This window comes from Methylobacterium mesophilicum SR1.6/6 (genome assembly GCF_000364445.2).
In the GTDB taxonomy this organism is placed as follows: Bacteria; Pseudomonadota; Alphaproteobacteria; order Rhizobiales; family Beijerinckiaceae; genus Methylobacterium; species Methylobacterium mesophilicum_A.
In genome coordinates, this window is the sequence record NZ_CP043538.1 from 5662285 (window position 1) to 5689247 (window position 26963).

At 69.9% G+C, this 26963-nt stretch carries 26 protein-coding genes; 21 read left to right on the forward strand and 5 right to left on the reverse strand.

What is annotated here, in order from left to right; all coding sequences use genetic code 11:
- Window positions 1-102 precede the first annotated feature (102 nt).
- The 14 genes from MMSR116_RS26780 to MMSR116_RS26845 all read left to right on the forward strand — a co-directional run bounded on the left by MMSR116_RS26780 (window position 103) and on the right by MMSR116_RS26845 (window position 14429).
- Window positions 103-1236, forward strand: a complete 1134-nt coding sequence (locus MMSR116_RS26780; RefSeq protein ID WP_010683946.1) for an alpha/beta fold hydrolase — start codon at window positions 103-105, stop codon at window positions 1234-1236.
- Between the two features lie 314 nt (window positions 1237-1550).
- Window positions 1551-2411 carry an IclR family transcriptional regulator gene (locus MMSR116_RS26785; RefSeq protein ID WP_158169186.1) on the forward strand — a complete coding sequence of 287 codons (861 nt, stop codon included), beginning with the start codon at window positions 1551-1553 and terminating at the stop codon, window positions 2409-2411.
- 8 nt (window positions 2412-2419) lie between these two features.
- On the forward strand, window positions 2420-3454 hold the full coding sequence (gene dctP, locus MMSR116_RS26790) for a TRAP transporter substrate-binding protein DctP (protein WP_010683948.1): 1035 nt from the start codon (window positions 2420-2422) through the stop codon (window positions 3452-3454).
- Complete coding sequence (dctP, locus tag MMSR116_RS26795; RefSeq protein ID WP_010683949.1) at window positions 3451-4464, forward strand: TRAP transporter substrate-binding protein DctP; 1014 nt, start codon at window positions 3451-3453, stop codon at window positions 4462-4464. The genes dctP (MMSR116_RS26790) and dctP (MMSR116_RS26795) overlap by 4 nt, the downstream gene beginning before the upstream one ends.
- Window positions 4465-4469: 5 nt before the next feature.
- Window positions 4470-5675, forward strand: coding sequence for a CaiB/BaiF CoA transferase family protein (locus MMSR116_RS26800; protein ID WP_010683950.1), 1206 nt, complete (start codon window positions 4470-4472; stop codon window positions 5673-5675).
- 11 nt (window positions 5676-5686) lie between these two features.
- The gene (locus tag MMSR116_RS26805) at window positions 5687-6853 is read left to right on the forward strand and encodes an acyl-CoA dehydrogenase family protein (protein ID WP_010683951.1); all 1167 of its coding nucleotides are present in this window, start codon (window positions 5687-5689) and stop codon (window positions 6851-6853) included.
- A gap of 113 nt (window positions 6854-6966) precedes the next feature.
- Complete coding sequence (locus tag MMSR116_RS26810; protein WP_010683952.1) at window positions 6967-7536, forward strand: TRAP transporter small permease; 570 nt, start codon at window positions 6967-6969, stop codon at window positions 7534-7536.
- Window positions 7533-8816: a TRAP transporter large permease gene (locus tag MMSR116_RS26815; protein WP_010683953.1), complete on the forward strand. Its 1284-nt coding sequence runs from the start codon at window positions 7533-7535 to the stop codon at window positions 8814-8816. The genes MMSR116_RS26810 and MMSR116_RS26815 overlap by 4 nt, the downstream gene beginning before the upstream one ends.
- Complete coding sequence (locus MMSR116_RS26820; protein ID WP_202882057.1) at window positions 8813-9988, forward strand: CaiB/BaiF CoA transferase family protein; 1176 nt, start codon at window positions 8813-8815, stop codon at window positions 9986-9988. Before MMSR116_RS26815 ends, MMSR116_RS26820 begins: the two co-directional genes overlap by 4 nt.
- A 31-nt stretch (window positions 9989-10019) precedes the next feature.
- Window positions 10020-11102: an acyl-CoA dehydrogenase family protein gene (locus MMSR116_RS26825; RefSeq protein WP_010683955.1), complete on the forward strand. Its 1083-nt coding sequence runs from the start codon at window positions 10020-10022 to the stop codon at window positions 11100-11102.
- A 1-nt stretch (window position 11103) separates the two neighbouring features.
- A complete protein-coding gene (locus tag MMSR116_RS26830; protein ID WP_010683956.1) occupies window positions 11104-12252 on the forward strand; it encodes an acyl-CoA dehydrogenase family protein in 1149 nt (382 codons plus the stop codon).
- Window positions 12253-12292: 40 nt separating this feature from the next.
- Complete coding sequence (locus MMSR116_RS26835; RefSeq protein WP_010683957.1) at window positions 12293-13093, forward strand: crotonase/enoyl-CoA hydratase family protein; 801 nt, start codon at window positions 12293-12295, stop codon at window positions 13091-13093.
- A gap of 2 nt (window positions 13094-13095) precedes the next feature.
- Window positions 13096-13560 carry a MaoC family dehydratase gene (locus tag MMSR116_RS26840; protein WP_010683958.1) on the forward strand — a complete coding sequence of 155 codons (465 nt, stop codon included), beginning with the start codon at window positions 13096-13098 and terminating at the stop codon, window positions 13558-13560.
- Window positions 13557-14429 (forward strand): HpcH/HpaI aldolase/citrate lyase family protein, encoded by an 873-nt coding sequence (locus tag MMSR116_RS26845; protein ID WP_010683959.1) that lies wholly within the window; start codon window positions 13557-13559, stop codon window positions 14427-14429. Before MMSR116_RS26840 ends, MMSR116_RS26845 begins: the two co-directional genes overlap by 4 nt.
- A gap of 9 nt (window positions 14430-14438) precedes the next feature.
- Here the strand turns inward: MMSR116_RS26845 and MMSR116_RS26850 are convergent, their stop codons facing one another.
- The 3 genes from MMSR116_RS26850 to MMSR116_RS26860 are packed head-to-tail and all read right to left on the reverse strand — an operon-like array spanning window position 14439 to window position 17893.
- On the reverse strand, window positions 14439-15203 hold the full coding sequence (locus tag MMSR116_RS26850) for a 3-hydroxyacyl-CoA dehydrogenase (protein WP_010683960.1): 765 nt from the start codon (window positions 15201-15203) through the stop codon (window positions 14439-14441).
- A 6-nt stretch (window positions 15204-15209) separates the two neighbouring features.
- On the reverse strand, window positions 15210-16748 hold the full coding sequence (locus MMSR116_RS26855) for a class I adenylate-forming enzyme family protein (RefSeq protein ID WP_051072183.1): 1539 nt from the start codon (window positions 16746-16748) through the stop codon (window positions 15210-15212).
- Window positions 16745-17893: an acyl-CoA dehydrogenase family protein gene (locus MMSR116_RS26860; RefSeq protein WP_010683962.1), complete on the reverse strand. Its 1149-nt coding sequence runs from the start codon at window positions 17891-17893 to the stop codon at window positions 16745-16747. Before MMSR116_RS26860 ends, MMSR116_RS26855 begins: the two co-directional genes overlap by 4 nt.
- A gap of 83 nt (window positions 17894-17976) precedes the next feature.
- On the opposite strand from MMSR116_RS26860, the gene MMSR116_RS26865 reads away from it, so the two are divergent.
- The gene (locus MMSR116_RS26865; RefSeq protein WP_010683963.1) at window positions 17977-18765 is read left to right on the forward strand and encodes an IclR family transcriptional regulator; all 789 of its coding nucleotides are present in this window, start codon (window positions 17977-17979) and stop codon (window positions 18763-18765) included.
- A 26-nt stretch (window positions 18766-18791) separates the two neighbouring features.
- Here the strand turns inward: MMSR116_RS26865 and MMSR116_RS26870 are convergent, their stop codons facing one another.
- Together MMSR116_RS26870 and MMSR116_RS26875 are read right to left on the reverse strand one after the other, a co-directional pair.
- Window positions 18792-20090: an MFS transporter gene (locus tag MMSR116_RS26870; RefSeq protein ID WP_010683964.1), complete on the reverse strand. Its 1299-nt coding sequence runs from the start codon at window positions 20088-20090 to the stop codon at window positions 18792-18794.
- 51 nt (window positions 20091-20141) lie between these two features.
- Window positions 20142-20867, reverse strand: coding sequence for an enoyl-CoA hydratase/isomerase family protein (locus MMSR116_RS26875; protein WP_010683965.1), 726 nt, complete (start codon window positions 20865-20867; stop codon window positions 20142-20144).
- Between the two features lie 131 nt (window positions 20868-20998).
- Between MMSR116_RS26875 and MMSR116_RS26880 the strand changes: the two genes are divergently transcribed.
- The 6 genes from MMSR116_RS26880 (at window position 20999) to MMSR116_RS26905 (ending at window position 26527) form a co-directional block, all read left to right on the forward strand.
- The gene (locus MMSR116_RS26880) at window positions 20999-21490 is read left to right on the forward strand and encodes an acyl dehydratase (RefSeq protein WP_039893230.1); all 492 of its coding nucleotides are present in this window, start codon (window positions 20999-21001) and stop codon (window positions 21488-21490) included.
- Window positions 21490-22767, forward strand: a complete 1278-nt coding sequence (locus tag MMSR116_RS26885; RefSeq protein WP_010683967.1) for a CaiB/BaiF CoA transferase family protein — start codon at window positions 21490-21492, stop codon at window positions 22765-22767. The genes MMSR116_RS26880 and MMSR116_RS26885 overlap by 1 nt, the downstream gene beginning before the upstream one ends.
- A 50-nt stretch (window positions 22768-22817) precedes the next feature.
- Entirely contained in the window at window positions 22818-24005 is a 1188-nt protein-coding gene (locus MMSR116_RS26890) for an acetyl-CoA C-acyltransferase (protein WP_010683968.1), read from the forward strand.
- 94 nt (window positions 24006-24099) lie between these two features.
- Complete coding sequence (locus tag MMSR116_RS26895; protein ID WP_010683969.1) at window positions 24100-25467, forward strand: MFS transporter; 1368 nt, start codon at window positions 24100-24102, stop codon at window positions 25465-25467.
- Window positions 25468-25495: 28 nt separating this feature from the next.
- Entirely contained in the window at window positions 25496-25681 is a 186-nt protein-coding gene (locus tag MMSR116_RS26900) for a hypothetical protein (protein WP_010683970.1), read from the forward strand.
- Between the two features lie 153 nt (window positions 25682-25834).
- Entirely contained in the window at window positions 25835-26527 is a 693-nt protein-coding gene (locus MMSR116_RS26905; protein WP_010683971.1) for a nitroreductase, read from the forward strand.
- Window positions 26528-26963 lie beyond the last annotated feature (436 nt).

Below are 26963 nucleotides of genomic sequence, written 5' to 3' on the forward strand. Positions count from 1 at the left end.
AGCCTGTCGTCCCTCGCCCTGCCGGTCGGCCCGGCGAAGGCGTCCTCGATCCTGGGCCGTATCCACGGAGTCAGCGCCATGTCGTTCGGAGTAGGAGACACGATGAGGCTGCGCGAGGGGATCCGGCAGCGCAGCCTCGCGGGCATCAACGGGCTGACCGTCAACGTGCTTGAGGCGGGCTACGAGACACCCGCGCGCCCGGCCGTTCTGCTCCTTCACGGCTTCCCCGACATCGCCTTCAGCTGGCGCAAGACGATGCTGCCGCTCGCCGCAGCCGGCTATCACGTGATCGCGCCCGACCAGCGTGGCTACGGCGCGACCACGGGGTGGGACGACCGCTATGACGGCGATGTCGCGTCCTTCCGCACGCACAGCTACGCCCGGGACGCGCTCGGCGTCGTGGAGGCGTTCGGGCACCGCTCGGTCGCCGCCGTGGTGGGACACGACTTCGGATCGATGATCGCCGCCTACTGCGCGCTCGTGCGTCCCGACGTGTTCCGCTCCCTCGTGATGATAAGCTTCCCGTTCGACGGGCCATCCCCGATCCCGTTCGACACGGCCGATCAGCCGCCCCGGCCGTCGGAACCGTCGATGGCCGCCGAACTCGCGGCTCTCCCGCGCCCGCGCCAGGACAGCATGGCTTGGTTCGGAACGCCCGGAGCGAACGCCGACATGCTCCACGCGCCGCAGGGCCTCCACGACTTCCTGCGCGCCTATTTCCACGTGAAGAGCGCGGACTGGCCCGGCAACCATCCGCACCCGCTCGCGACCGGATCCGCGGCCGAGCTCGCGACGCTGCCCACCTACTACATCCTGGACGCGGGTGTCGGCATGGCCGCGACCGTCGCGTCCGACATGCCGACGCCGGCCGAGATCGCGGCCAATCGTTGGCTGCCCGAGGCCGAACTGGCTGCTTACACGGCCGCGTTCGGGCGCACGGGCTTCCAGGGCGGCCTCAACTGGTTCCGCTGCCATGCCGGCCCAATTGGCCGCTCGGAGATCGAGTTGTTCGCCGGCCGCACGATCGACGTGCCATCCAGCTTCATCTCCGGTGCGGCGGATTGGGGCACTTACCGCAAGCCGGGCGCGATCGGGCGCATGTGCACCACGACCTGCACCCGCATGGATGGCGTCCACCTGATCGAGGGAGCCGGGCATTGGGTGCAGCAGGAACAGCCTGAACGGTTCAATGCCGTCCTGCTCGACCTCCTCCAGCACCACCTTGTCCCGAGCTGACACGCTTTCCCGAGGCGCGGAGCCGCAGTGCAGGAAGTCGCGCGCCGACAATGCCCCGCACGACCGGGCTTTCGTTCCTCGCCAATCCCGACGGCCGGCCGCAGAATGTCGGTCCCCGCCGTCCCGTCGATGCACGCCCGCGCGAGTGGGTCCGGGTGACTTGAGCCGGTACCGCGTCGACGGGCGGACGGTCGGACATGGTCGGAAGCGGTCGGTCCGTTTCGGGTAGACAGACCTCCTTGGGAGGGGTCTTCGGCGCGACGTACGCTATTCAATCCCGCCCTTCTGCCAAAGCCCCGGGACACTCGGGAAGCATGCTGCATCGCATCCGGTGCGGCGAGAGTCGCGGCTCATTGACAGCGCCCGGCGGTTGGTCCTACCTTTCACACAAGCGAATAAAACATCCTGGGGATGAAACTTTGAAGGCCGCCGAGCAGGTTCTCGACCTGTATGCGCGTTTCGCAGAGGCGCAGTCGCCCCTCGCGCCCGCAGAGCTCGCGCGACGTCTCAACATGGCGCCGTCGACCTGCTTCAACCTGATCCGGACCTTCGAGCAGCGTGGTTTCATCTACGCCACGGGAGCCCGTCGAAATCTGTATCCGACCCGCCGGATGCTTGCTCTGACGCAGGAGATCGCTCGGCACGATCCGGTCGGGGCGGATCTGCTTCAGAGCCTCGAAGACCTGCGTGACCGCACCGGCGAGACCATCGTGCTGGCGAGCCGCAATCGTGACCGGGTGATCTACCTGGAAGTCCTCGAGTCTCCGCATCGGATCCGGTATTCGGCCGAGGTCGGTGAGACGAGGCCCGCGCGGGTCAACTCGATGGGCAAGGCGCTCATCTCGCTGCTGCCGCCGGAGGAGCGGGAAGCTCTGGCCGCGACGTTCAAGTATGAGCGCCTGACCGAGCGGACCATCCCGACGAAGGATGAGTATCTCGCCGATATCGAGCGATCGATCCCCCGCGGCTGGTTCCTGAACTACGGTGAGAGCGACCCCGACGTGATCGCCGTCGCCGTGCCCATCGTGATCCACGGATCGGAATTCGCGGTCACGTTGGCCGGCCCCTTCCACCGGATGGAGGGCGTGATCGAGTCGCGGGCCGCGCAGGTCGTGGCCGCTTGCCGAGAGATCGAGTCCACGGCGCAGCACGCATCGACGGAACGGGAGGGATGATGGCCCGCATGACCGGTTCGCCCGGATCGCACATCCGGCGATCCTTCCGGCTCGGAGCCGTCGTCCTCGCCTTGAGCGGAGGGCCGGCCTTCGCGCAGACGACGAATCTTCGGCTCGCGGACACTTTCCCCGCCAGCCATTACATCGCCGACAAGATCACGAAGTGGTTCATGCAGACCGCGACCGAGCGGTCGAACGGCGCCGTCAAGTTCGAGTATTACCCCGCGGAACAGCTCGGCAAGGCAAAGGACATGCTGACCCTGGTCGGCAACGGCGTCGCCGACATCGCCTACGTCGCCCCCTCCTTCGTCACCGATAAGCTCCCCCTCTCCGGGGTGGCCGAGCTTCCCCTCGGCTTCACCACCTCGTGCCAGGGCACGCGGGCCTTCTACAGCTTGGCGAACGAGGCCGGCGTGATCGCCCAGCGCGAACTGGCACCCAACAACGTCCGGCTTCTCTTCACGGTCGTCCTGCCGCCCTACCAAGTGTTCGTGCGCGGGCGCGACCTGAAATCCATTGCCGACGTAAAGAGTCTGAAGATCCGCACCTCGGGCAAGGCCAAGGAGCTGGCGGTTCGGGCCCTGGGGGCGGTGCCGATCCAGATCGCGACTCCGGACGTGTATCAAGCCTTATCCCGCGGCACGATCGACGGGATGCTGTTTCCGTATTCGTCCATCTATTCGTACGATCTGCAGGACTTGACGAAATCTGCCACGCAGGGCGCCAATTTCGGCAGCTTCGTCGTCATGTACGTCATCAGCGAGCGCAAATGGCGCACCCTGCCGCCGGCGGTACAGGAGACCCTGCGCAGCGTCGGCAGGGAGGCCACGGAGCGCGGCTGCCAGATCTCCGAGGCGCAGGAGCGGGACGATCAGGAGCGCCTGAGGGTGAAGGGCGTCTCCGAGATCGCCCTGAGTGACGCCGACAAGGCCACCGTCGAAAGGGAGATGTCCGGCATCGGCCGGCTCTGGGCCAAGGAACTGGACGACCGCGGCAAGCCGGGCACGCTCGTGCTCGATGCATTCGAGAAGGCCTCCCGATGATGCGACGGCTCCTCATCTCCGTCGCGGCGGCGCTCCTTGTCCCGGCGGCGGCGCGGGCCGACGAGCGGTTGCGCCTCGCCGACAGCCTGCCGGTCGGGCACTTCTTCGCGGAGTCCGGAACGCGCTTCTTCATGGACCGCGTCAAGGAGATCTCGGGCGGCAAGGTCGCCTTCGAGTATTACCCCGCCGAACAGCTCGGAAAGGCGAAGGATCTCCTGAGCCTGACGCGAAGCGGCATCGTCGATGTCGGCTACGTCGTGCCCTCCTACACCTCCGACAAGATGCCCCTCTCGGCCGTGGCCGAGTTGCCCGGTCCGTTCGTGACGGCCTGCCAGCGCACCCTCGCCTACGACAGCCTCGCCCGCACCGGCCCGATCGACGAGGCGGAGTTCAAGCCGAACGGCGTGCACATGCTCTTCACCCTGGTGGCGCCGGCCTACCAGCTCTTCACCGCGAGTCGGCGGATCGAGGGCTTGAAGTCGATGGCCGGGCTGAAGGTCCGCACCACCGGCGGTGCAATGGACGCCACGGTGAAGCATTTCGACGGCATCCCCGTCCGCATGGCGGCACCGGACCTCTATCAGAGCCTGTCGCGGGGCACGGTGGACGGCCTGCTGTTCCCCTATGCCAGCGTCGTCTCGTACGACCTCGGCGCGCTCACGAAATTCGGCACCACCGGGATCAACCTCGGCAGCGCGGCCCTCACCTACGTCATCGGCCTCGACCGCTGGAAGCGCCTCTCACCCGACGCGCGCGCCGCCCTCGAACAGGCAGGACAGGAAGCCACCCGGCACGCCTGCGAGGCCGCAGACCGGGATTCGTCGCGGGATCAGGAGACCCTGCGCGGGAAGGGCGTGACGCTCGAACCCTTCCCCGAGGCCGACCGGACCGAACTCGTCACGGCGTCGGACGCCATCGCGAAGGATTGGGCGACGAGCCTCGACAAGCGCGGAAAGCCGGGAACCGCCGTGCTCGACGCCTTCCGCAACGCCCTCGCCCGAACCCACTGAGCGCCATGGCGGGTCCGCTCCACGGCCTCCGGGTCCTCGACCTCACCAACACCCTGATGGGGCCCTACGCCACGCAGACCCTCGCCGATATGGGCGCGGAGGTGGTGAAGGTGGAATCGCCCGGCGGCGATCCCGTGCGCGGGCTCGGCCCGTTCCGGAACCCGGGCATGGGCGCGATCTTCCTTCAGGTGAATCGCGGCAAGCGCAGCCTCGTGCTCGACCTCAAGCAGGCGGCGGGGCGGGACGCGCTGCTGACGCTCGCCGCCCGGGCGGACCTTCTCGTCTACAACATGCGGCCGCAGGTCATGGCGCGCCTCGGCATCGGCTACGACGCCATCGCCGCCGTGAAGCCGGATATCGTCTATGCCGGGCTGTTCGGCTTCGGTCAGGACGGCCCGCTGGCCGCCCGCCCGGCCTACGACGACCTCATCCAGGGCGCCGCCGCCCTGCCGAGCCTCGCGGTCCAGGCGGGCGGCGCTGCCCCGCGTTACGTGCCGCTGGCCCTGGTGGACCGCGTGGTTGGGCTCTACGGGGTCGGCGCCATCATGGCCGCCCTCTGGCACAGGGAGCGCACCGGCGAGGGCCAGCGCCTCGACATCCCCATGTTCGAGACGATGGCGAGCTTCGTCCTCGCCGATCACATGGGCGGGCGCCTCTTCGATCCGCCGCTCGGGCCACCGGGCTATGCGCGGCTCCTGTCGCCGGACAGGCGTCCCTACGCCACCCGCGACGGCTTCGTCTGCGCCCTCATCTACAATGACGGGCAGTGGCGGCGGTTCTTCACCGCCATCGGGCGCCCGGAGATCTGGACGAACGACCCGCGCTTCGCGACGATCAGCGAACGCACCCGGCACATCGACGCGATCTACGGGATGGTGGCCGAGATCCTCGCCACCCTCGGGACCGAGGCATGCGTCACGCTGCTCGAAGGCGCGGACATCCCCGTCTGCCGCCTCGCCAGCCTCGACGACCTGATCGAGGATGCCCACCTCGCGGCGAAGGGCTTCTTCGTCGAGATCGACCACCCGACCGAGGGTCGGCTGTCCATGCCGGGCATCCCCGGTTCCTTCTCCCGCAGCACGGCGTCCATCGGCCGTCCCGCCCCTCGGCTCGGGCAGGACGGGCCGGCGATCCTGCGCGAGGCCGGCTTCTCGGACTCCGACATCGCCGGCCTCGCGGCGGCCGGTGTCACCCTCGCTTCCGCAGCCTGAGGAGGCCGATCATGGACTTCGCCCTCTCGGAACAGCAGGACGCCATCCGCGCAGCGATCCTGGGGCTCTGCGCCGGGTTCGACGACACGTACTGGACCGAGCGAGACCGGCAGGGCGGCTTCCCGACTGAGTTCCACGCCGCCCTGGCCCGCGACGGCTGGCTCGGCATCTGCATCCCCGAAGCCTATGGCGGATCGGGCCTCGGCATCACCGAAGCCGCCATCATGATGGGCGCGATCGCCGAATCCGGGGCCGGCATGTCCGGCGCCTCCGCGGTCCACATGAACATCTTCGGGCTGAACCCCGTCGTGGTCTTCGGCACTGAGGAGCAGAAGCGCCGGATGCTCCCGCCGCTGATCGCGGGCGACGACAAGGCCTGCTTCGCGGTCACCGAGCCCGATACCGGCCTCGACACCACCCGCCTGAAGACGCGCGCCGAGCGCAGGGGCGACCGCTACGTGGTGAACGGCCAGAAGGTCTGGATCTCGACCGCTCAGGTCGCCGACCGGATGCTGCTGCTCGCCCGCACGACGCCGATCGAGCAGACGCGGCGGCCCGCCGACGGCCTGAGCCTGTTCTATTGCCGGATCGATCGCGACCGGGTCGAGGCCCGCGAGATCGAGAAGATGGGCCGCAAGTGCGTCGACACCAATCAGGTGTTCTTCGACGATTTCGAGATCCCGGTGGAAGACCGCATCGGCGAAGAAGGAAAAGGCTTCGCGTACATCCTGCACGGGATGAATGCGGAGCGGATCCTGATCGCGGCCGAGGCGGTCGGTCTCGGGCGGGCGGCCCTGGCACGGGCCGCCGCCTACGCCCGCGAGAGAATCGTGTTCGGCCGGCCGATCGGACAGAACCAAGCGATCCAGCACCCCCTGGCGGACAGCTGGATGAAGCTCGAGGCGGCGCAGCTCATGACCCTGTCGGCCGCGTGGCAGTTCGATGCGGGCAAGCCCGCGGGCGCGTCCGCCAACGCCGCCAAGTATCTCGCGGCGGAAGCCGGGTTCGAAGCCTGCGAGCGTGCCGTGATGAGCCACGGCGGCTTCGGCTACGCGCGGGAGTATCAGGTCGAACGATACCTGCGGGAGATCATGATCCCGCGGATCGCGCCGGTCAGCCCGCAGCTGATCCTCTGCTTCATCGCCGAGAAAGTCCTCGGGCTGCCGAAGTCATACTGAGACGACGCGCCGGGACAGGCGCGGGCCTCGATCCGGGAGGATACGCCGCATGACCGTTACTAGCTTGGCCCGAACGGGGCCGGGACGAGCCATGGCGCATCGGGAGGCCGGCGATGACGCTGCTCGCTAGCCTCGACCGCGCGCTGCGCGTCATCGAGACGGTCGCCTCCTATCTCGCGGCCCTCGCGCTCTTCGCCATCATGTGGATCGTCGGGATCGACGTGGCGATGCGCTACCTGTTCAACCGCCCCTTCGGCTGGTCCTACGACTTCATCTCCCTCTACGTCATCGTCGCGCTGTTCTTCCTCGCCCTGTCGCCGACCTTCGCGGCCAACGGGCACATCAACGTCGACCTCCTGCACCACGCCCTTCCGCGGAAGGGCCGCCGGATCTGCGAAGTCCTGATCTGCACGCTCTCGGCCGGGTTCTTCGGGCTCCTGACGGAGACGAGCGCGGCCCGGACCTGGGAAGCCTACCAGGCCGGCGATGTCCTGGCGGGGAGCTATTCCTGGCCGACCTGGGCCTCGCTGATCTTCGTGCCGCTCGGGGCCGGACTCCTCACGCTGCGCCTCGCCGTGTCGGGCCTGTGCCATCTCGCGACCCTCGCGGGCGGACGCGAGGTCATTCCGCTGCCGGCCATCGCGGGCTCCTCCGAGGCCGTTGCCCAGAGGGGCTTCGAATGATCGTTCTCGCCGTCGTCCTCGCGCTGTTCGCCCTGCTCGCGATCGGGCTTCCGGTCGGGTTCGCCATGGCCGTCTCGGGGGCCGCCGGCCTCTGGGCGCTCGGCGGTCCCGGCATGGTGATGGGCATCCTCCAGACGTCGCCGCTCTCGGTGGTCAGCTCCTACGAACTCCTGACGATCCCGATGTTCCTCCTGATGGCGGAACTGGTGCTGGTGAGCGGCGTCGCCGACGACCTGTTCCGGGCGGCCGCTGCCTGGGTCGGCCGGATCCCCGGCGGCCTCGGCATGGCGACCGCCCTCGCGGGAGCCGGCTTCGGCGCGATCTGCGGATCGAGCACCGCCTCGGCCGCCACCCTGTCGTCGACCTCGCTGCCGGCGATGCTCAGGCAGGGCTACGAGCCCCGCATGGCCGCCGGCGTCGTCGCCATCTCGGGCACGTTGTCCATGCTGCTGCCGACCAGCATCGCCCTGGTGATCTACGGTCTGCTGGCCGAAGTGAATATCGGGAAGCTCCTCGTCAGCGGCATCATCCCGGCGATCCTCGTCACCATCACCATCATGCTGACCATCCTCCTTCTGGTCTGGGAGGATCCGCGCCGGGCGCCGTCCGTCCGCGGCGTTCCCTGGGCGGACCGGTTGCGGATGCTCCGGTCGGTCGGCCCGATGCTGATCCTCTTCGGCATCGTGACGGGCGTCATCTACACCGGCGTCGCGACCCCCACGGAAGCCTCCGCCTTCGGGGCCCTCGGCGCCTTCTTCCTGGCCCTGCAACGGGGGAAGCTCACCTTCGCCAGCGGCGTGAAGAGCTTCCAGCATGCCGCCCAGGGCACGTGCATGATCACGATGATCCTCGTCGGTGCGAGCATCTTCGGCTACTTCTTCACGATCACGCAGGTCACCCAGGGTCTCGTCGACTGGGTAGGAGGCCTCGAAGTCTCCCGGTGGATCATCATCACGCTGATCCTGTGCGGCTACATCGTCCTCGGCTCGTTCATGGACCAGATCGCGATCCTGGTGCTGACGGTCCCGATCGTGCTGCCGCTGATCAAGAGCCTCGGCTTCGATCCGATCTGGTTCGGCGTCGTCAAGATCGTGACGGCGGAGGTGGGGATGATCACCCCGCCCATCGGGCTCAACTGCTTCATCGTGGCACGCTACGCGAACAGGCCCGTCTCCGACGTCTTTCACGGGATCTGGCCGCACTTCGTCGCCCACCTGATCGCCATCGCCATCCTTGTCGCGTTCCCGGCGATCGTGCTCTGGCTTCCGTCGCGGATGTGAGCCCCGTGCCGTCGCCACCGACCACACGGCCCGGACCATTGTCGGGACTGCGCGTCGTCGAGTTCGCCGGGATCGGACCGGCCCCGATGGCGGCGATGCTGTTCGCCGACCTCGGGGCCGACGTCCTGCGGCTCGACCGGACGGTTCCGGCCGATCTCGGCATCGCCCGGCCCGACGCCCTCGACCTGACCCGGCGCGGGCGTCCCTCGGTCGCCATCGACCTGAAGGACCCCCGGGCCGTCGCCCTCGTCCACGACCTCCTCGCCGGGGCGGATGCCCTGGTCGAGGGGTTCAGGCCGGGGACGATGGAGCGGATGGGGTTCGGGCCGGAGGTCGTCCTGGCCCGTAACCCGCGCCTCGTCTACGGGCGGATGACCGGCTGGGGCCAATCCGGGCCCCTCGCGAAGGCCGCCGGGCACGATCTGAACTACCTCGCGCTCACGGGCGCCCTCGCGGCCATCGGCCGGGCGGGGGACAAGCCGGCGCCGCCCCTCAACCTCGTGGCCGACATGGGCGGTGGCGCGCTCTACCTCGCCTTCGGTGTGGCCTGCGCGCTGATCGAGGCCGGGCGGACGGGCCAGGGTCAGGTCGTCGATGCGGCGATGACCGACGGGGCCGCATCGCTGATGACGACCTTCTTCGGTCTCTACGCCGCGGGCCTGCACAGCCTGGAGCGGGGCACGAACCTGCTCGATTCCGGGTCGGCCCTCTACGACACCTACGCCTGCCGCGACGGCGCGTACGTTTCGATCGCCCCCATCGAGCCGCGGTTCCGCGCCGAGTTCTTTCGCCTGATCGGCATCCCGGCGGACACGGCGGACGACGAGCGCCTGCGGGAGCGCCTCACCCGCCTCTTCCTGACGAGAACGCGCGCCGAGTGGTGCGCCATTCTCGAAGGGACCGACGCCTGTTTCGCCCCCGTCCTGACGATGGCGGAGGCGGCCGGCCACCCCCACAACGCCGCGCGCGGCACCTTCGTCACGGTCGAGGGTGTGACGCAGCCGGCCCCGGCGCCGCGCTTCAGCCGCACGCCGGCGGGCCCTCCGTCGCCGCCACAACGGCGCGGCGAGGGCACGCGAGGCGCACTGGCGGCGTGGGGCATCGCGGAGGATCGGATCGAAGCCCTCGTCGCGGCGGAAATTCTCGCCGTGCCGGAGGCTGCCGCTCCCTGACGGGCGGGCAACGACACGAAGGGACACGCGCATGGACGACCTGTTCGACATCCTCGCCGCGACGACGACCCGCCTTTACGCCGACCTCTTCCCGGCGGATCGCATCGGCGGCGCGACCGGCTGGAGCGAGGCGGCGTGGCGCGCCCTCGACGAGACCGGCCTGCCCCTCGCGCTCGTGCCCGAGGCGAAGGGCGGGGCAGGCCTCGAACCGGCCGCCGCCCTCGGACTCGTGCGGGTCGCGAGCCGGTCCGTCGGGACGCTTCCCCTCGGGGAGACGATGGTGGCGAACTGGCTGCTGGCCGAGGCGGATCTGCCGCCCTCCGAGGGGCCGGCATCGCTGGCGGCTCCGCGCGCAGGATTCGCGGCTCGGCGATCCGGCGACGGGGGTGAATGGACGCTCGCCGGCACCGTCGCCGGCGTGCCCTGGGGACGCACCGCAGAGACGCTTGTCCTGCTCCTGGCGCACGAGGGCGAAACCTGGGCCGCCCGGGTTCCGCGATCCGGCTGGTCGGTGGCCGAGGACCGCAAGCGCGCGGACCTCCCGCGCGCCGATCTGACCCTGCGTGCCGAGCTCCCGGCGAGCGCGATGCGTCCCCTCCCCGCTTCATGGGATGCGGAGCGCCTGCGCGCGACCGGAGCGGCGCTGCGGGTCCAGGAGATGGCCGGCGCGCTGGAGAGCATCCTCGACCTCACGGTTCGCTATGCCAACGAGCGCGTGCAGTTCGGGAAGCCGATCGGCAAGCAGCAGGCGGTCCAGCAGCAGATCGCCGTCCTCGCGGGCCAGGCGGCAGCGGCGGGTGCGTCCGCCGCGCTGGCGGCGGACGCCCTCGGCCTGCCCGACGGCACCGCGACGATCGCGGCGGCCAAGGTTCGGGCCGGGGAAGCGGCGGGGATCGGAGCCGCCATCGCCCACCAGGTCCACGGGGCCATCGGCATCACCGCGGAGCATCCCCTGCACGTCTTCACCAAGCGCCTGTGGGCGTGGCGGGACGAGTTCGGGTCGGAGCGGGTCTGGAGCCTGTACCTCGGCCGTCTCGCCCTCGCCGCCGGAGCTGATGGGTTCTGGTCCTTCGTCACGGATGTCGGCGCGCGGACGCCGGCGGAGGCCGTCTGACATGGAGCGTTTCAGCTTTCCCGACGCGCCGCCCTCGCCCGAGGCGAAGCAGCTGCGCGCCGAGATCCGCGCCTTCCTGCGCGACGAACTCAAGGACATGCCGGCCGAGGCCCGCACCGGCTCGTGGACCGGGTTCGACGCCGGCTTCAGCCGCCGGATGGGCGAGCGGGGCTGGATCGGCATGACTTGGCCGAGGGCCTATGGCGGCCGGGAGCGTTCCGCCCTCGAACGCTACGTGGTGCTGGAGGAGATGCTGGCGGCCGGCGCGCCGGTCGCCGCCCACTGGATTGCGGATCGCCAGACCGGGCCGCTCATCCTGCGCTTCGGGACGGAGGCGCAGCGCGCGACCTACCTCCCCCGGATCGCGGCGGGCGCGTGCTTCGCCTGCATCGGCATGAGCGAGCCGGATTCGGGCTCGGACCTCGCGGCCGTGCGCACCCGAGCCGAGCCGGTGCCCGGCGGTTTCAGGGTCAACGGAACGAAGCTCTGGACGACCTACGCGCACGAATCGCACGTCATGGTCCTGTTCTGCCGGACCGACCCGAAGGCGCAGAGGCACGAGGGCACGAGCCAGCTTCTCATCGACCTGCGCGACACGCCAGGCGTCACGATCCGGCCGATCATCGACCTGCAGGGCGCGCACCATTTCAACGAGGTCGTCTTTGAGAACGCGTTCGTGCCGGAGGCCAACCTGATCGGCCGCCTCGGCGAGGGATGGAAGCAGGTCACCGCCGAACTGGCGAACGAGCGCAGCGGCCCCGAGCGCTTCCTGTCCTCCATGACGCTCCTCGTGGAGCTGATCCGGCTGCTCGGCCGGGCGCCGGGCGACGAGGCCGCCGTCGCCGTCGGGAGGCTCACCGCCCACCTGATCGTCCTCCGCCGCCTGTCGCGCGGGGTCGCCCGCCTGCTTCAGGACGGGGCGGACCCGGCGCTCCAGGCCGCCATCGTCAAGGATCTCGGCAGCGTCTTCGAGCAGGCGATCCCCGACGTGGCCCGCGCCCTCGTCGCCCTCGACCCGGACGAGCCGGCGACGCGCCGGTTCGGCGAGGTCCTCGCCCGCACGGTGATGAGCGTCCCGTCCTTCTCCCTCCGGGGCGGCGCCCGGGAGATCCTTCGCGGCATCATCGCCAGGGGGCTCGGCCTCCGGTGACCGGAGACGCCGCCCGCACCTCATTTCCCAAGGGACCGACATGACCGACCCCATCCTGTACGAAGCCTCGGAGGGAATCGTCACGCTGACGATCAACCGTCCCGAACAGCGCAATCCGATCTCCGATCCGGAGGTTGTGGAAGCCGTCCTCGCCGCCCTGGACCGCCTCGACACCGACCGGGAGGCGCGGGTCGCCGTGCTGACCGGCGCCGGCTCGGTCTTCTCCAGCGGCGGCAACATCAAAGCCATGGGCGAGGCCGGCGGCCTGAGCGACTCCCTCCCCGCCCGCACGCGCCTCAATTACAAGCAGGGTATCCAGCGCATTCCCCTCGCGTTCGAGCGCCTGGAAGTCCCGGTCATCGCGGCGGTGAACGGCCCGGCGGTCGGGGCCGGCTGCGACCTCGCCTGCATGTGCGACATCCGCATCGCCTCCGAGGCGGCGTGGTTCGCGGAGAACTTCGTCACCCTGGGCCTGATGCCGGGCGATGGCGGGGCGTGGCTGCTGCCGCGCGTGGTGGGCTTCTCGAAGGCGTGCGAGATGGCGCTCACGGGCGGGCGGGTCGCGGCGGCCGACGCCCTCGCCTGCGGGCTCGTCTCGCGGGTGGTCCCGGCCGACCGGCTCCTCGAGGAGGCGCGCGGCCTCGCCCGGCGGATCGCGGCGAACCCGCCCCATGCCGTGCGCATGACCAAGCGGCTCCTCTGGGCCGGGCGCTCGGGGCGGCTCGACCAGCATCTGGAGACGGCCGCCGCCATGCAGGCCCTCGCCCATGCCACCGCCGACCACCGGGAGGCCGTGGCGGCCTTCCTGGACAAGCGCCCGCCGACCTTCGTGGGGGCGTGAGGATGCCGGGGCTGTTCCTCGAAGATTTCACCGACGGGCTGGTGATCGACGCCGAATGGCGGCGCACGGTCACCGAGGCCGACAACGTCCTGTTCTGCGGCATGACGATGAACGTCGCCCGGGTCCATCTCGATGCCGATCACATGACCGGCAGCGAGTTCGGCAGGCCCCTGGTCAACTCGCTCTACACGCTCGGCCTGATGATCGGCATGAGCGTGCACAACACCACCTTCGACACGACCGTGGCCAATCTCGGCATGACCGACGTGACGTTTCCTCGCCCGGTCTTCGTGGGCGACACCCTGTCCGTGCGCACCACCGTCCTGGGAAGCCGGGAGAGCCGGTCGCGGCCGGATGCGGGGATCGTCACCTTCCGCCACGAGGCATTCAACCAGCGGGGCGAGACCGTCGCCCTCTGCACCCGCTCGGCGCTGATGCGCCGCCGCCCCGTGGAGGCACGGTCATGAAGCTGCGGACGCTCCTGTTCGCCCCCGGCGATTCCCCCCGCAAGATCGCCAAGGCTCTGGCTGCGGGGGCTGACGGCACGATCCTGGATCTCGAGGACTCGGTCGGGGCGGCGGGCAAGGACGCCGCCCGCGATCTCGTGGCTGCGACGCTCGCCGGCCTCGACCGCGACGATGTCCTGATCCGGATCAACGCTCGGACGACCCCCTGGCATCTCGCCGACCTCGCGGCGGCGGTGAAGGCGCGGCCGGCCGCGATCGTCCTGCCGAAATGCGCCGGTCCGGCGGATCTGTCGATCCTCGATCACCAGATCTCGGCGCTGGAGGTTGCTTACGGCCTGCCGCAGGGGAGGATCGCGATCCTGCCTCTGGTGACGGAGACCGCAGCGTCGATCCACGGGCTCGACTATCGCGGCGTGTCCTCCCGCCTGGTGGCCCTCGCCTTCGGTGCCGAGGATATCGCCGGCGACCTCGGCGTTGCGCCGCGTAACGGGGCGGGCCTCTATTCGGCGCCGGTGATGCAGGCCAGGGCGATGACGCTGCTCGCGGCCACAGCCGCGGGCGTCCCTGCCATCGATACCCCGTTCACCGATCCCCGGGACGCAGCTGGGCTCGACCGCGAAGCCCGCGCGGCTGCCGAGGACGGCTTCTCGGGCAAGTTCTGCATCCACCCAGACCAGATCGATCCGGTGCGGCGAGCCTTCACGCCGGGGCCGGAGCGGATCGCCTGGGCTCGGGCGGTGCGCGACGCCTTCGCGGCGTCGCCCGACGCGGGCGTGCTCACCCTGGACGGACGCATGATCGAGGCCATGCACCTGCGGCTGGCCCACAAGATCCTCGCTCAGGCGGATGCCGGGGACGATTCTGCCTAAGTGCCGCCGTCAGCGCGGCGGCATGCGCAGGGCGCCGTCGAGGCGGATCACCTCGCCGTTGAGCATCGGGTTCTCGCAGATGTGCTTCACCAGCGCCGCGTATTCGGACGGACTGCCGAGGCGCGGGGGGAAGGGCACGGTCTTCCCGAGGCTCTCCTGCACATCCGCCGGCAGGCCCGCCATCATCGGCGTCTCGAAGATGCCCGGCGCGATCGTGACCACGCGGATGCCGTGGCGGGCGAGTTCGCGGGCCACCGGCAGGGTCAGTGCGGCGACGCCGCCCTTCGAGGCGGCATAGGCCGCCTGCCCGATCTGCCCGTCGAAGGCGGCGATGGAGGCGGTGTTGACGATCACGCCACGCTGGCCGTCCGCCTGCGGCTCCTCCCGCGAGATGGCATCGGCGGCGAGCCGGATCATGTTGAAGGTGCCGACGAGATTGATCGCGATCGCCCGGGCGAAGCTGTCGAGCCGGTGAGGGCCGTCGCGGCCGACGACCTTCTCGCCGGGGGCGACGCCGGCGCAGTTCACCAAGCCGTGGAGGTGGCCGAACGCATCGAGGGCGAGGCGCACGGCGGCCTGCCCATCGGCCTCCTGGGTCACGTCGCACGGGGAGAAGCGCGCCGCCTCGCCGAGCTCCGCCGCGACCTGTTCGCCGGACTCGCGGCCGATATCGGCCAGCACCACGCGCCCGCCCTCGGAGACGAGCATCCGGGCCACCGCGGCGCCCAGGCCGGACGCCGCCCCGGTCACGAGGAAGATGCGGTCCTTGATCATCGCGATTCACCGTGCGTCTGGGGCGAGCAGGTCCTCGACCTGGTCGTTGAGGTAGGTGAGCTTGTGGCGCTGGAGCTTCTCGGTCTCGGTCTTCGGCAGCGTGTCGAGGAACTCGACGTAGCGCGGGAGCATGAAGGCCGGAAGATGCGCGGCGAGATAGGCGCGGACGGCGCCGGCCTGGAGCGCCGCATCACCGGCGCGCACCACTGCGACCTTGATCTCCTCGCCCAGGATCGGATCCGCCACCGCGACCGCCGCGCAGTCCAGGACGCCCGGAAGCTTGAGCAGGCGGCTCTCGATTTCGGCGGGCGCGATCATCTCCCCGGCGCGGCGGATCAGCTCCTTCGAGCGGCCCTGGAACCAGAGATAGCCGTCGGTATCGAACCGGCCGAGGTCTCCGGTGTGGAACCAGAGGTTCCGGCACGCCTCGGCGAGCTTGTCCGGCTGGCGATAGTAGCCCGACAGGATCACGTCGGGCTCTCGGGGACGCACCACGATCTCCCCGGCCGCGTCTGGGCCGATGATCCGGTCGTCGGCATCCACCACGCGCACCTCCATGTCCGGCCGGGGTTGGCCGCAGGATCCGTGGCGCGTGTGGGTGAGCGTGTTGGCGGTCACCCAGCCGCCGATCTCGGTCATGCCGTAGAGCTCGTGGACCTTGATGCCGAACCGCTCCTCGACCTCGTGCCACACGGAGAGCGGCGCGCCGCCGCCGAGGCAGAAGCGAAGGATGTGATCCCGCTGCGGCTTCGTGTGGCGGGCGGCGAGGATCGCCAGCACCGTTCCGACGAAGGTGAAGCCCGTGGCTCCGAACTTCGCCGCGTCCTCGAAGAACCGGCCCGCCGAGAACCGCTCCCGCAGGACCAGGGCCGAACCGACTTGGAGGGCCGACATCACCGCGTACATCTGCGGGTTCGCGTGGAACAGGGGCAAGACCACCATGCAGCGATCCGCAGGGGTGAGCCCCACCATCGCGACGGTGTGGCGCCCGGCAGCCAGATAGGCGGCATGGCTGTTCACGACGCCCTTCGGCGCCCCGGTCGTGCCCGACGTGTAGAGGATCGTCGCGGGCGCCGAGGCCGGACGTTCCGCCAGCGCCGTCGGCAGGGGCCATCCGGCGGCCTCGGCCAGGAAAGCACCCTCGCCCCGGATCCGTAGGAGCGGCATGTCCGGCGTGGACTCGCCGAGGCCGGCGAAGGGACCGTCCAGGAACGCATCGTCCGCGATCAGCAGCCGGGCATCCGACTGGCGCAGGACGTAGGCCAGCCCGTCCCCGACGAGGGCGGGATTGATGGTCACCGCCACCGCGCCGGCGGCCATGATCCCGAACCACGCGACCAGATAGGCTGCCGAGTTGCCGGCGGCCAGGGCGACGTGATCGCCGGATCGGATCCCCTCCCCGGCCAAGCGCCCGGCTGTGCGCAGGGCCGCTTCATGGATCGCCGCGTAGCCGTGGACGCCATCCTCCGTCACGGCGAAGGGCCGGTCGGGCGTCGCGGCGGCGTGCGCGGCGAGGAGGTCGGTGATCATCGCGGGCGCGGTCATGGCTGCACCGCCGGACCCAGATGCGAGAGGAGATACTTGCCGATGGTGTTGCGCAGGATCTCGGCGGAGCCCCCCGCGATCTCGTAGGCCTTGGCGTCGCGCAGGTAGCGGCCGAACGGCGCCGTCTCCATCGTGCCGTAGGCCCCGCAGATCTGCACCGCCTGGGAGGCGACCTGCGTCGCCACCGCGGCCGCCTTGAGCTTGGCCTCGCTGCCGTAGCGCTCCGTCTCGAGACCGTCGTCGAGGGCCCGTGCGGCCCGGTAGACGAGCAGCCGCGCGGCATCGATCTCGCTCAGCATGTCGGCGAAGTACCACTGAATGCCCTGGAACTCCGCGACCCGCTTGTCGAAGGCGCGGCGGTTGCCCGCGAAGGCAAGGGCACCGTCGAAGGCCGCCCGGGCGATGCCGATGCTGATGGCCGCCGCCAGGGTGCGCGAATAGTTCAGGGTGCCGACCGCTTGGCGGATGCCCTTGCCGTCGGTGCCGATGAGCGCGTGCTCCGGCAGCCGCACGCCGTCGAGGACGAGGTTCACGTGCGGCCCGTTGCGCAGGCCGAAGGTGGCCGAGTTGGTGCCGACATAGGTGGAGAGGCCCGGCGTGTCCCCCGGCACGGCAAAGGCCGAAATGCCCGCCTGGGTCTCGGCGAGGATGATGAAGAACTCCGCGCCCGACCCCGAGGTGATGAACGACTTCTCCCCCCGGATCGTCCAGCCCGCCCCCTCCCGCACGGCCTTGGTGTCGAGGCTGCGGATGTCGCTGCCGTGGCTCGCCTCCGTCAGGGCGTAGGAGGAGATCAGCCCCTCCGCGAAGCGCGGCAGGTACTCGATCTTCAGCCGGTCCGAGCCGAAGAGCTTAAGGATCGTCTGCGCCTGGAAGATCGTGATCAGCGAGATGCCGACCGCCGCGCTGGCGTAGGAGACCTCCTCGAAGATCGCCGCCGCATGGCCGTAGCCGAGGCCGCCGCCCCCGTAGCGCGGCTCCGTCGTCGCCGCGTTGTAGCCGGCCACCGCGAGCGCCTTCACGAGGCCCGTGGGGTAGACGTCCTCCCGGTCGATCGCGTCGGCCTCGGGGGCGATGTGCGCCGCCGCGAAGGCCCGAAGGCCTTCGACATAGGCGGGATCGATGCAGGGCTGCCACAAGCTCACGATGCGTCACCCCTCTGGAGCCTCGATCGACCGCCCGCCGCACGGGCCGCGGCTATAATCGCCCATTTGATTTCGAAGATCGCATGGGTGATGAATCTCGGATCATGGCCAGACCGCGCAAGCCGAAGCCCGAGGGGTCCCAAGTCAAGTCCGCCACGCGGGTCTTGGACATCCTGGAATATTTCGACCGCATCGAGCGGCCCGCCACCGTGTCCGAGATTTCCCGCGCCCTGGAGATCCCCCAGTCGAGCACATCGATGCTCGTGGGATCCCTGATCGACCGAGGCTATCTCGCAGACACGGCCGATGGGCGTGCCGTCGTCCCGACCGCGCGCGTTCCGCTGCTGGGACGGTGGGTCCATGTCGGTGTCACCGACGGCCGTATCGCGCAGATGATGCACGATCTCAGCCTGCGGACGGGCGAGACGGTCCTGCTCGGCATCGCCACGGACATCGTTGCCACCTACATCGATGCCATTCCCGCCACCAAGCCGATGCGCCTGCACATCACCCGCGGCACCGTGCGCCCGCTCGCGACATCCGGCATGGGCGTGCTGCTCCTGTCGGGGATGAGCGACGCGGAGGTTGAGGCCCGGATCGCGCGGGTGAACCGGTTCCGCGAGGGACGCGACGAGCCGCTGGTCGAGCTCGCGGCCGTACGGGCCGAGATCGCCGCCGTACGGGCCCGCGGCTACGCCCTCTCGATGGATCGCGTGGTGGCGGGGGCCGGCATCGTCGGCATGCTGCTGCCCGACTCGGTGGCAGGCCAGCCGATCGGGCTCGGCCTCGGCGGGTTGTCCAGCACCATCGAGGCCCAGTCGGAATTCCTCGTCGCCGAACTGCGCGCGGCCATCGCGCGCCATCTCGGCTGACGGGCGCCGTTTCCGTCCCGTCACCGTCATGGCCGCGCCGGTGCTTGGTCGATGGCCTGCAGGTCGCGGCCCCTCGTCTCCGGGAGGCAGAGGGCGGCGACGAACATGACCCCGTAGGCGACGCCCGCGAACACCGCCATCGCGGTCGCGAGCGGCATGACCGACGATAGGTAGCCGACCAGCGTCGGGGTTAGGGCACCGAGGCCGCGCCCGAAATTGTAGCCGAAGCCCTGGCCGGACCCGCGCAGGTGGGTCGGGAACAGCTCCGTCAGGAAGGCTCCGAGCCCGGAAAACGCCCCCGAGGCGAAGAAGCCGAGGGGGAAGCCGAGGACCAGCATCACCGCGTTCGAGATCGGCAGCTGCGTGTAGACCAGCACGATGGCGCAGGCGCCCACCGAGAAGGTCAGGAACAGCGGGCGCCGGCCGTAGCGGTCCGCGAACCACGCCCCGTACAGGTAACCCGCGAAGCTGCCGAGGATCAGGACGGTGAGATAGCCGGTCGAATTGATGACCGTGAGACCGCGTTCGACCTTGAGGTACGTCGGCAGCCACGTGGTGATGGCGTAGTAGCCGCCCTGGACACCGGCCACCAGGATGGCCGCGAGCATCGTCGTACCGACGATGCCGGGGGCGAAGATGGCGAGCAGGCCGGGCTTGCGCCCATCCTCCTGCGCGCGCGCCGTCTCGGAGATGGCCGGCTCGGCCACGTTCCGGCGCACGTAGACGATGAGCAGGGCGGGGAAGATCCCGATCAGGAACATGGCGCGCCATGCGAGATCGGGCTCCAGGGCCGAGAACACCACGGCTTGCAGCAGCACCGCGCCGCCCCACCCGACCGCCCAGGCGGACTGGATGGTGCCGACCGCACGGCCCCGGTATTGCGGCCGGATCGTCTCGCCCATCAGCACGGCGCCGGCCGCCCACTCGCCCCCGAAGCCGATGCCGACGAAGGCGCGGGCGATGGTGAGCTGCGTGAAATCCTGCGCGAAGGCGCACAGGAAGGTGAAGACGGAGAACCACAGGACGGTGATCTGCAGCGTGCGCACCCGTCCGATCCGGTCGGACAGGTAGCCCGCAAGCCAGCCGCCGACGGCCGAGGCGAGGAGCGTCAGCGTCGTGGCGAAGCCCGCCCAGCTGCGGTCGACATGCCAGGACGCGATGATCGTCGAGAGCACGAGCGGGTAGATCATGAAGTCGACGCCGTCGAGCGCCCAGCCCGTGAAGCAGGCCCAGAAGGCGCGGCGCTCGGGCGGCGTCATGTCGCCGTAGAAGCTCGTGAGCTTGGTGTTCGCTATCGGAACACTGGGTACCGGCGCCGCATCCATCGCATCTGCTCCCTGGATCGCCCGCCGGGCGTCCTCAGACCGTCTGGGGTGTCAGGCCGAAGCCTGGTCGTGCGAGGCCGCGCGCAGCATCGCCTTCCAGGCGGTGATCGCGCTCTGGAAGCCCGGCTCCGTGAGCGCGCGCAGCCGCTCCTTGGTCCGGCGGGTGGCAATGGCCGGACGGGATCCGAGTTCCTCGGCGAGCGCCAGGGACTCGGGCAGGACGTCGGCCCGCGGCACGATCCGATCGAGGAGGCCCAGCGACTTCGCCTCCTCGGCAGGCACGAGCCGGCCGGTCATCACCAGTTCGGCGGCCCTGGCGGGGCCGAGGCAGGCATGAAGGATCCAGGGCCCCATGCTGCTGGGGATGCCGTTCCTCAGTTCCGGCTGGCCGACGCGCACGCCCGGATGCGCGACGCGCAGATCACACATCAGGGCCGCCTGGAATGACGAGCCGGCGGCCACGCCGTTCAGTGCCGCGATGAGCGGCTTTCCCAGGCCCCGCAACGCCCCGAAGAAGGCCGCCCACGCGTCGATCCAGGCATCGACCTCGGCATCGCCCGAGGGGCGTTTCTCACGCAGATCCTGTCCGGCTCCGAAGGCACGCTCGCCCGCGCCAGTGAGCACGACGGCCCTCACGGCCTCATCGCGGTCATAGGCATGCAGCCCATCCGCGATCCGCCGACGCGTCGCCGCGTCCCAGGCGTTCATGGCCTCGGGCCGATCGAGGAGGATGACGCCGGTCCCCCCACGCATCTCGAAGCGCACGCCCTCCGACAAGCCGTCCCTCCCGGAGCGTTCTACGACGCTGTTTGATCACGTATGCGATGAATAAAATCGCATTGACGATTTTGTAGCGGAACGCGTAGGCTGAATGCAAGATGGCCGGGACGGACGATCGCGGAGGAAAGATGGAAGCCAGCCCTGCAATCCCGACCGTCGGTCTCGGACTGCCGTGGGAGGACACGCCGGTCGGCTTTCGCTTCAAGACGATCGGCCGGACCATCTTCGATGCCGACATCACGGCCTTCATCGGCGTCACCGGAATGGTCGAAGTCTTGTTCACGAACGCCGAATACCTGCGCGAGCGCTCGCTATACGAGGGGCGGCGGCTCGTGCCCGGCGCCCTCGTCTATTCCTTCGCCGAGGGTCTGCTGATGCAGTCGGTCGTGCAGGGCACCGGCCTCGCCTTCCTCGGCATGGAGCTGTCCGTCGAGGCCCCGACCTTCTCCGGCGATACGATCCACGTCGAATGCGAGGTTCTGGAGTCGCGGCCCTCGGCAAAGCCGGGGCGCGGCGTGGTCAAGACCCGCAACCGCATCGTCAATCAGCGGGGCGCCTGCATCATGGTCTACAGCCCGGCCCGGCTCGTGAAGGGCCGCGAGAGTCTCGGGGGCCTCTGATGGGTCCGCTCTCCGGCATCCGCATCGTCGACATGACGACGGTGATGATGGGCCCGTCGGCGACGCAGGCCCTCGCCGAGATGGGCGCGGACGTCATCAAGATCGAGGCGCCGGGGGGAGACGGGGTGCGCAACATCGCCCCCGGCCGCCATCCGGGGATGGGCGGCCTCTTCCTCAACAACAACGCGAACAAGCGCAGCCTTGCGGTGGACTTGAAGCGACCGGAGGGGCGTGCCGCCCTTCTGCGGCTCGCGGAGACGGCCGACGCGCTGGTCTACAACGTCCGCCCCGCCGCCATGGAGCGTCTCGGTCTCTCCTACGAGGCGGTCGCGACCGCGCGGGCCGACATCGTCTACCTCGGCATGTTCGGCTATGGACAGGACGGCCCCTACGCCGCTCGCCCGGCCTACGACGACCTGATCCAGGGCGCCGCGATGATCCCGGCGCTCGTCGCACGGGCCGGCGGCTGCGAGCCGCGCTACGTGCCCAATGCCATCGCCGACCGCATCGTCGGGCTCAGCGCCGTGAGCGCCCTGTGCGCCGCGCTCTTCCACCGGGCGCGCACGGGGCAGGGCCAGCGTATCGACGTGCCGATGTTCGAGACGATGACCGCCTTCGTGCTCGGCGACCACATGGCCGGCCGGACCTTCGACCCACCCCTCGACGGCGGTGGCTACGCCCGCCTCCTGGCCCGCGAGCGGCGCCCGTTCCGCACCCGCGACGGCTATCTCTGCGCCCTTCTCTACAACGACGCGCAGTGGCGGTCCTTCTACGCGGCGATCGGTCAGGCCGAGCGCTTCGAGGCCGACCCACGCCTCTCCACGATGGCCGCCCGAAGCGTTCACATCGCCGACCTGTACGCGGATTTAGCGGCGATCTTCGCCGGCCGCACAACGGCGGAGTGGGCGGTCCTCCTCGCCGAGGCCGACGTCCCGTTCGCGCCGATGCACGATTTCGAGACCATCTTCGAGGATCCGCATCTCCAGGCGATCGGCTTCTTCCGGACCGAAGAGCATCCCACCGAGGGGTGCGTGCGCCGGTTGCGGACCCCGAGCACCTGGAGCGAGACGCAACCGGTCCTCGACCGTCCGGCCCCCGCCTACGGCGAGCACAGCGCCGATGTCCTGAGGGAGGCGGGCCTGTCCGAGACGGACATCGCCGCGCTCATCGCCGATGGGATCGTCGCCGATGGGGCTGCGCGGCCGGTGACCGCCGTGGCCGCGGAGCCGGCCCGGTCCCGGCGCATGGACACGCTCAAGGCCGCCGATCCGGTGTGACGCCCCCGCCGCGGGATGGATCGGGAGCGGAACAGCAGGAGGAGGATGACATGACGGACGACCCCATCGCCATCGTCAGCTTCGCGCGCACGCCGATGGGCGGCTTCCTGGGCGATCTCTCCGGCGCGACGGCGCCGGAACTCGGATCGTCCGCGATCCGCTCCGCCGTCGAGCGGGCCGGAATCTCCGGCGAGGACATCGACGAGACCCTGTTCGGCTGCGTGCTGCCGGCCGGACTCGGACAGGCGCCGGCCCGGCAGGCGGCGCTCGGGGCGGGGCTTCCCCGATCGGTCGGCTGTACCACCGTCAACAAGATGTGCGGCTCGGGGATGAAGGCCGTGATGATGGCCCATGATGGACTGCGGGCCGGTTCCACCCGGGTCGCCGTCGCGGGAGGCATGGAGAGCATGTCCAACGCTCCGTACCTGCTGGAGCGGGCACGGAGCGGCTACCGGATGGGCCACGGCCGCGTCGTGGACCACATGTTCCTCGACGGGCTGGAGGACGCCTACGATCCCGGCCGGCTGATGGGCACCTTCGCGGAGGATTGCGCCCAGACCTACCAGTTCACCCGCGAGGCCCAGGACGCCTACGCGCTCGCCTCCCTCGACCGCGCGCAACGCGCGATGAGCGAGGGCGCGTTCTCCCGGGAGATCGTTCCGGTGACGGTGAAGGCGGGCAAAGGCCAGCGCGACGTTTCGGCCGACGAACAGCCGCCCAAGGCCAGGCCCGACAAGATCCCCGCGCTGAGGCCGGCCTTCCGCGAGGGCGGCACGGTCACCGCCGCCAACAGCTCGTCGATCTCCGACGGCGCGGCGGCCCTGGTCCTGATGCGTCTGTCGGAGGCCGAGCGGCGCGGCCTCACGCCCGTCGCCGTCATTCGGGGGCACGCCTCCTTCGCCGATGCGCCGCACCTGTTCCCGACCGCGCCGGTCGGCGCCGTGCGGCGCCTCGTGGAGCGGACCGGCTGGTCGCTCGGCGAGGTCGACCTGTTCGAGATCAACGAGGCGTTTGCCGTCGTCGCCATGGCGGCCATGCGCGAACTCGACCTGCCGCACGACAAGGTCAACGTTCATGGCGGTGCCTGCGCCCTCGGACACCCGATCGGCGCCTCGGGCGCGCGGATCCTCGTCACCCTGCTCGCCGCCCTCGAACGCCGGGGACAGCGGCGCGGCATCGCGGGGATCTGCATCGGCGGCGGCGAGGCGACGGCCGTCGCCGTCGAGCGGCTGAGCTGAGACGACGGCCGTCGCCTCGCCGCGGAAGGCGGCGCATCGAACCGCGCCGGACCGCCCACAAGAGGCGGCCGGCTGCACTGGGAGGAGGAAAGCCATGCAGCGGGTTGCCGCCGAGGGAGGCCTCGAACGAACGGTCGCAGCAGAAGCGGGGCGCACCACGCGGTTCCGCTGGGTTCTGATGATCCTGGTCTTCGGGATCTACACCCTCGCCTCGGCCGACCGGGCGAATGTCGGCATCGTGCTGCCGTTCGTGAAAGCCGAGTTCGGCATGACCAACACCGAAGCCGGCGCGGTCATCAGCCTGTTCTTCGTGGGCTACTCCGTCGCGCAGATTCCCTCCGGCTTCCTCGTGCGGCGGTTCGGGGTGCGCAGCACCTTCCCGATCTTCATGCTGCTGACGTCCCTCTTCACGGGCCTTCTCGGCACGGCCGGCTCCGCCTTCGCCATGAAGGCCAATCGCCTCGCCCTCGGCCTCGCCGAGGCGCCCTTGCCGGTGGCCATCCTCTCCATGCTCAATCGGTGGTTCCCGCCGCAGGAGAAGGGGACGGCCGTGGGGATCTTCCTCGCCGCGGCGAAGTTCGGGCCTGTCCTCGTCCCACCGATCGGGGCCGTCATCATCACCACCTTCGGCTGGCCCTACGTCTTCTATTTCTGCGCCCTTCCGGGAATCGTGTTCTCGCTCCTCTGGTATGGGCTGGTCACCGACGATCCGGGGCGCAACCGGTTCGTGTCCGAGGGAGAGGCCAACCACATCCAGGCCGGCCAGCGCACGGCCCCCGGCGCCGAGGCCGCCGCCGTAGCTGCGGAACCGCGCTGGATCGGCCGCCTGGACCGGCTGGTGCGGGCGCGCGTCGTACGCCCGATCGCCACAGCCCGGGAGACCTTCGCGAGCCCGCACATCTGGGGCCTCGCGGCCGGATACTTCCTGATGAGCGGCATCATCACGGTGATCCTGTCGTGGCTGCCGACCTACCTGGTCACGGTCAAGCATTTCTCCATCATGAATGTCGGCTTCGTCTCATCGGCGCCCTTCGTCGGCGGGGTTCTCGGCAATCTCGTCGGCGGATGGTTCTCGGACCGGATCGTGGCCAAACGGCGCAAGCCGACGATCCTCATCAGCACCATCTCGACGGTGTTCATGATGTACGCCCTCGTTCACGCCCCGAACGATCCGCCGACGCTGGCAGCGCTCCTCATGCTGACCGGGTTCCTGTTGAACCTCGGCTATTCGGCCTTCACCGTCTATCCGGCCGGGCTGACGACGAAGGAGGCCTACCCCCTCGCCGTGTCCGTGGTGAACACCGGCGGTCAGGCCGGGGCCGCACTCCTGCCGTTCGTCACGGGCGTGATCCTCGATCACTTCGATTGGGACCGCGTGTTCCTCTTCCTCGGCTCCGCCTCGCTGGTCGCGCTGACCGTCATGCTGACGATCATCGACCCGGTCGAGCGGCGCGCCGGGTAGGCGAGCCATCGGCGAAGGGATGAGCGACATGGCGGATCCGGTGGTCGCCGGTCATCCGGCACCGCCCGTCCTCCCGCAGGACAGGCGGCTTCTCGCCGAACCGCCGTCACCCCCTTCGGGCGACGCACTCGACCGTCTCGACCGGATGGTGGGTCTGCAGTGCGACGAGGGCCGCGAGACGCTCGTCGGCACCGTCCGCACACGCAAGACCTGATCGAGACCCGATCAAGACACGCGTCGGCAACGATCTCGGGATGGTCGCGGTGATGATCCTGATGAAGCCTGGACATGTCCTCGTCGTCGATGGCGGAGCGACCTGCCACCCGGGGTCTGACCGTGGCCGGGCGAAGCGAAGGGTGAGCAGTCGATGGACGAGATCCCCGAAGGGTTCGACAGGGTCGCGGAGGCGATCGAGAGCCGCCGCAGCGTGCGCGGCTTCCTCGACAGGCCGGTCGATCCGGGCCTGATCGAGCGCCTGCTCGCCCTGGCGGGCCGGGCGCCGAGCGGCAGCAACATCCAGCCGTGGAAGCTGCACGTGCTGACCGGACCGGCCCTCGCCCGCCTCACCGAGGCCCTGACGGCGGCCCACTTCGCCGGCGAGCCGGAGGCGCGGGAATACGAGTACTATCCCACCCGCTGGCGCGAGCCTTATCTCGGACGCCGCCGCGAGATCGGATGGCGGCTCTACGAACTCGCCGGCGTCGCGCGGGGTGATCATGACGGATCGCTTCGCCAACGCGGACGCAACTACACGTTTTTCGGTGCGCCGGTCGGCCTCGTCTTCACGATCGACAAGGATCTGGAACAGGGCAGCTGGCTCGATTACGGGATGTTCCTGCAGACCCTGATGATCGCGGCGCGCGGTGCCGGGCTCGACACCTGCCCCCAGGCGGCCATCGCAAGCTATCCGGCCATCGTCCGGCGGGAGGTCGGCATCCAGGAGGATGAGATCATCGTGTGCGGGATGGCCCTGGGCCATGCCGACCCGGATGAGCCGACCAACGCCCTGCGCGCCGGACGCGCGGCAGTCTCAACCTACACGACGTTCCACGCAGAGTGAGGGTTGGAATCGGCCGGCTGACGTCCTCCAGGACCAGTGTTGCATCGGAACTGAACGGTCCGCCCGGCACGACGCCAGCACGCGCGAATTCAACGGGTCGCAAGCTGCGAAGATAGTTTGTCTGGCTTGGACCGCTGACCTGCTTTAGGACCGGCGCCACGTCATCGACCGTGAGCGAAGCGGGGCTTTCTCGGACGCTACGCCCTCGGGATGCCCCCGCGCTGGCCCGTTCTTCACTTCGGCGGAGCCTGCGACGGATCCGACACCGAAGGACCAAGGAAAGCCGGGAACGAGAGGCGACCTCGTCGTGGCCGCCACGAGTACGCCGCCCAGCCGGTGGCTGAGCGAGCCTCCCTTGCGACGACGGCTATGTGCTCGCCGCCGTTTCTACGCGGTGCCGGGCGTGCGCGTCGACCGGCCCCGTCACCCGCGACGC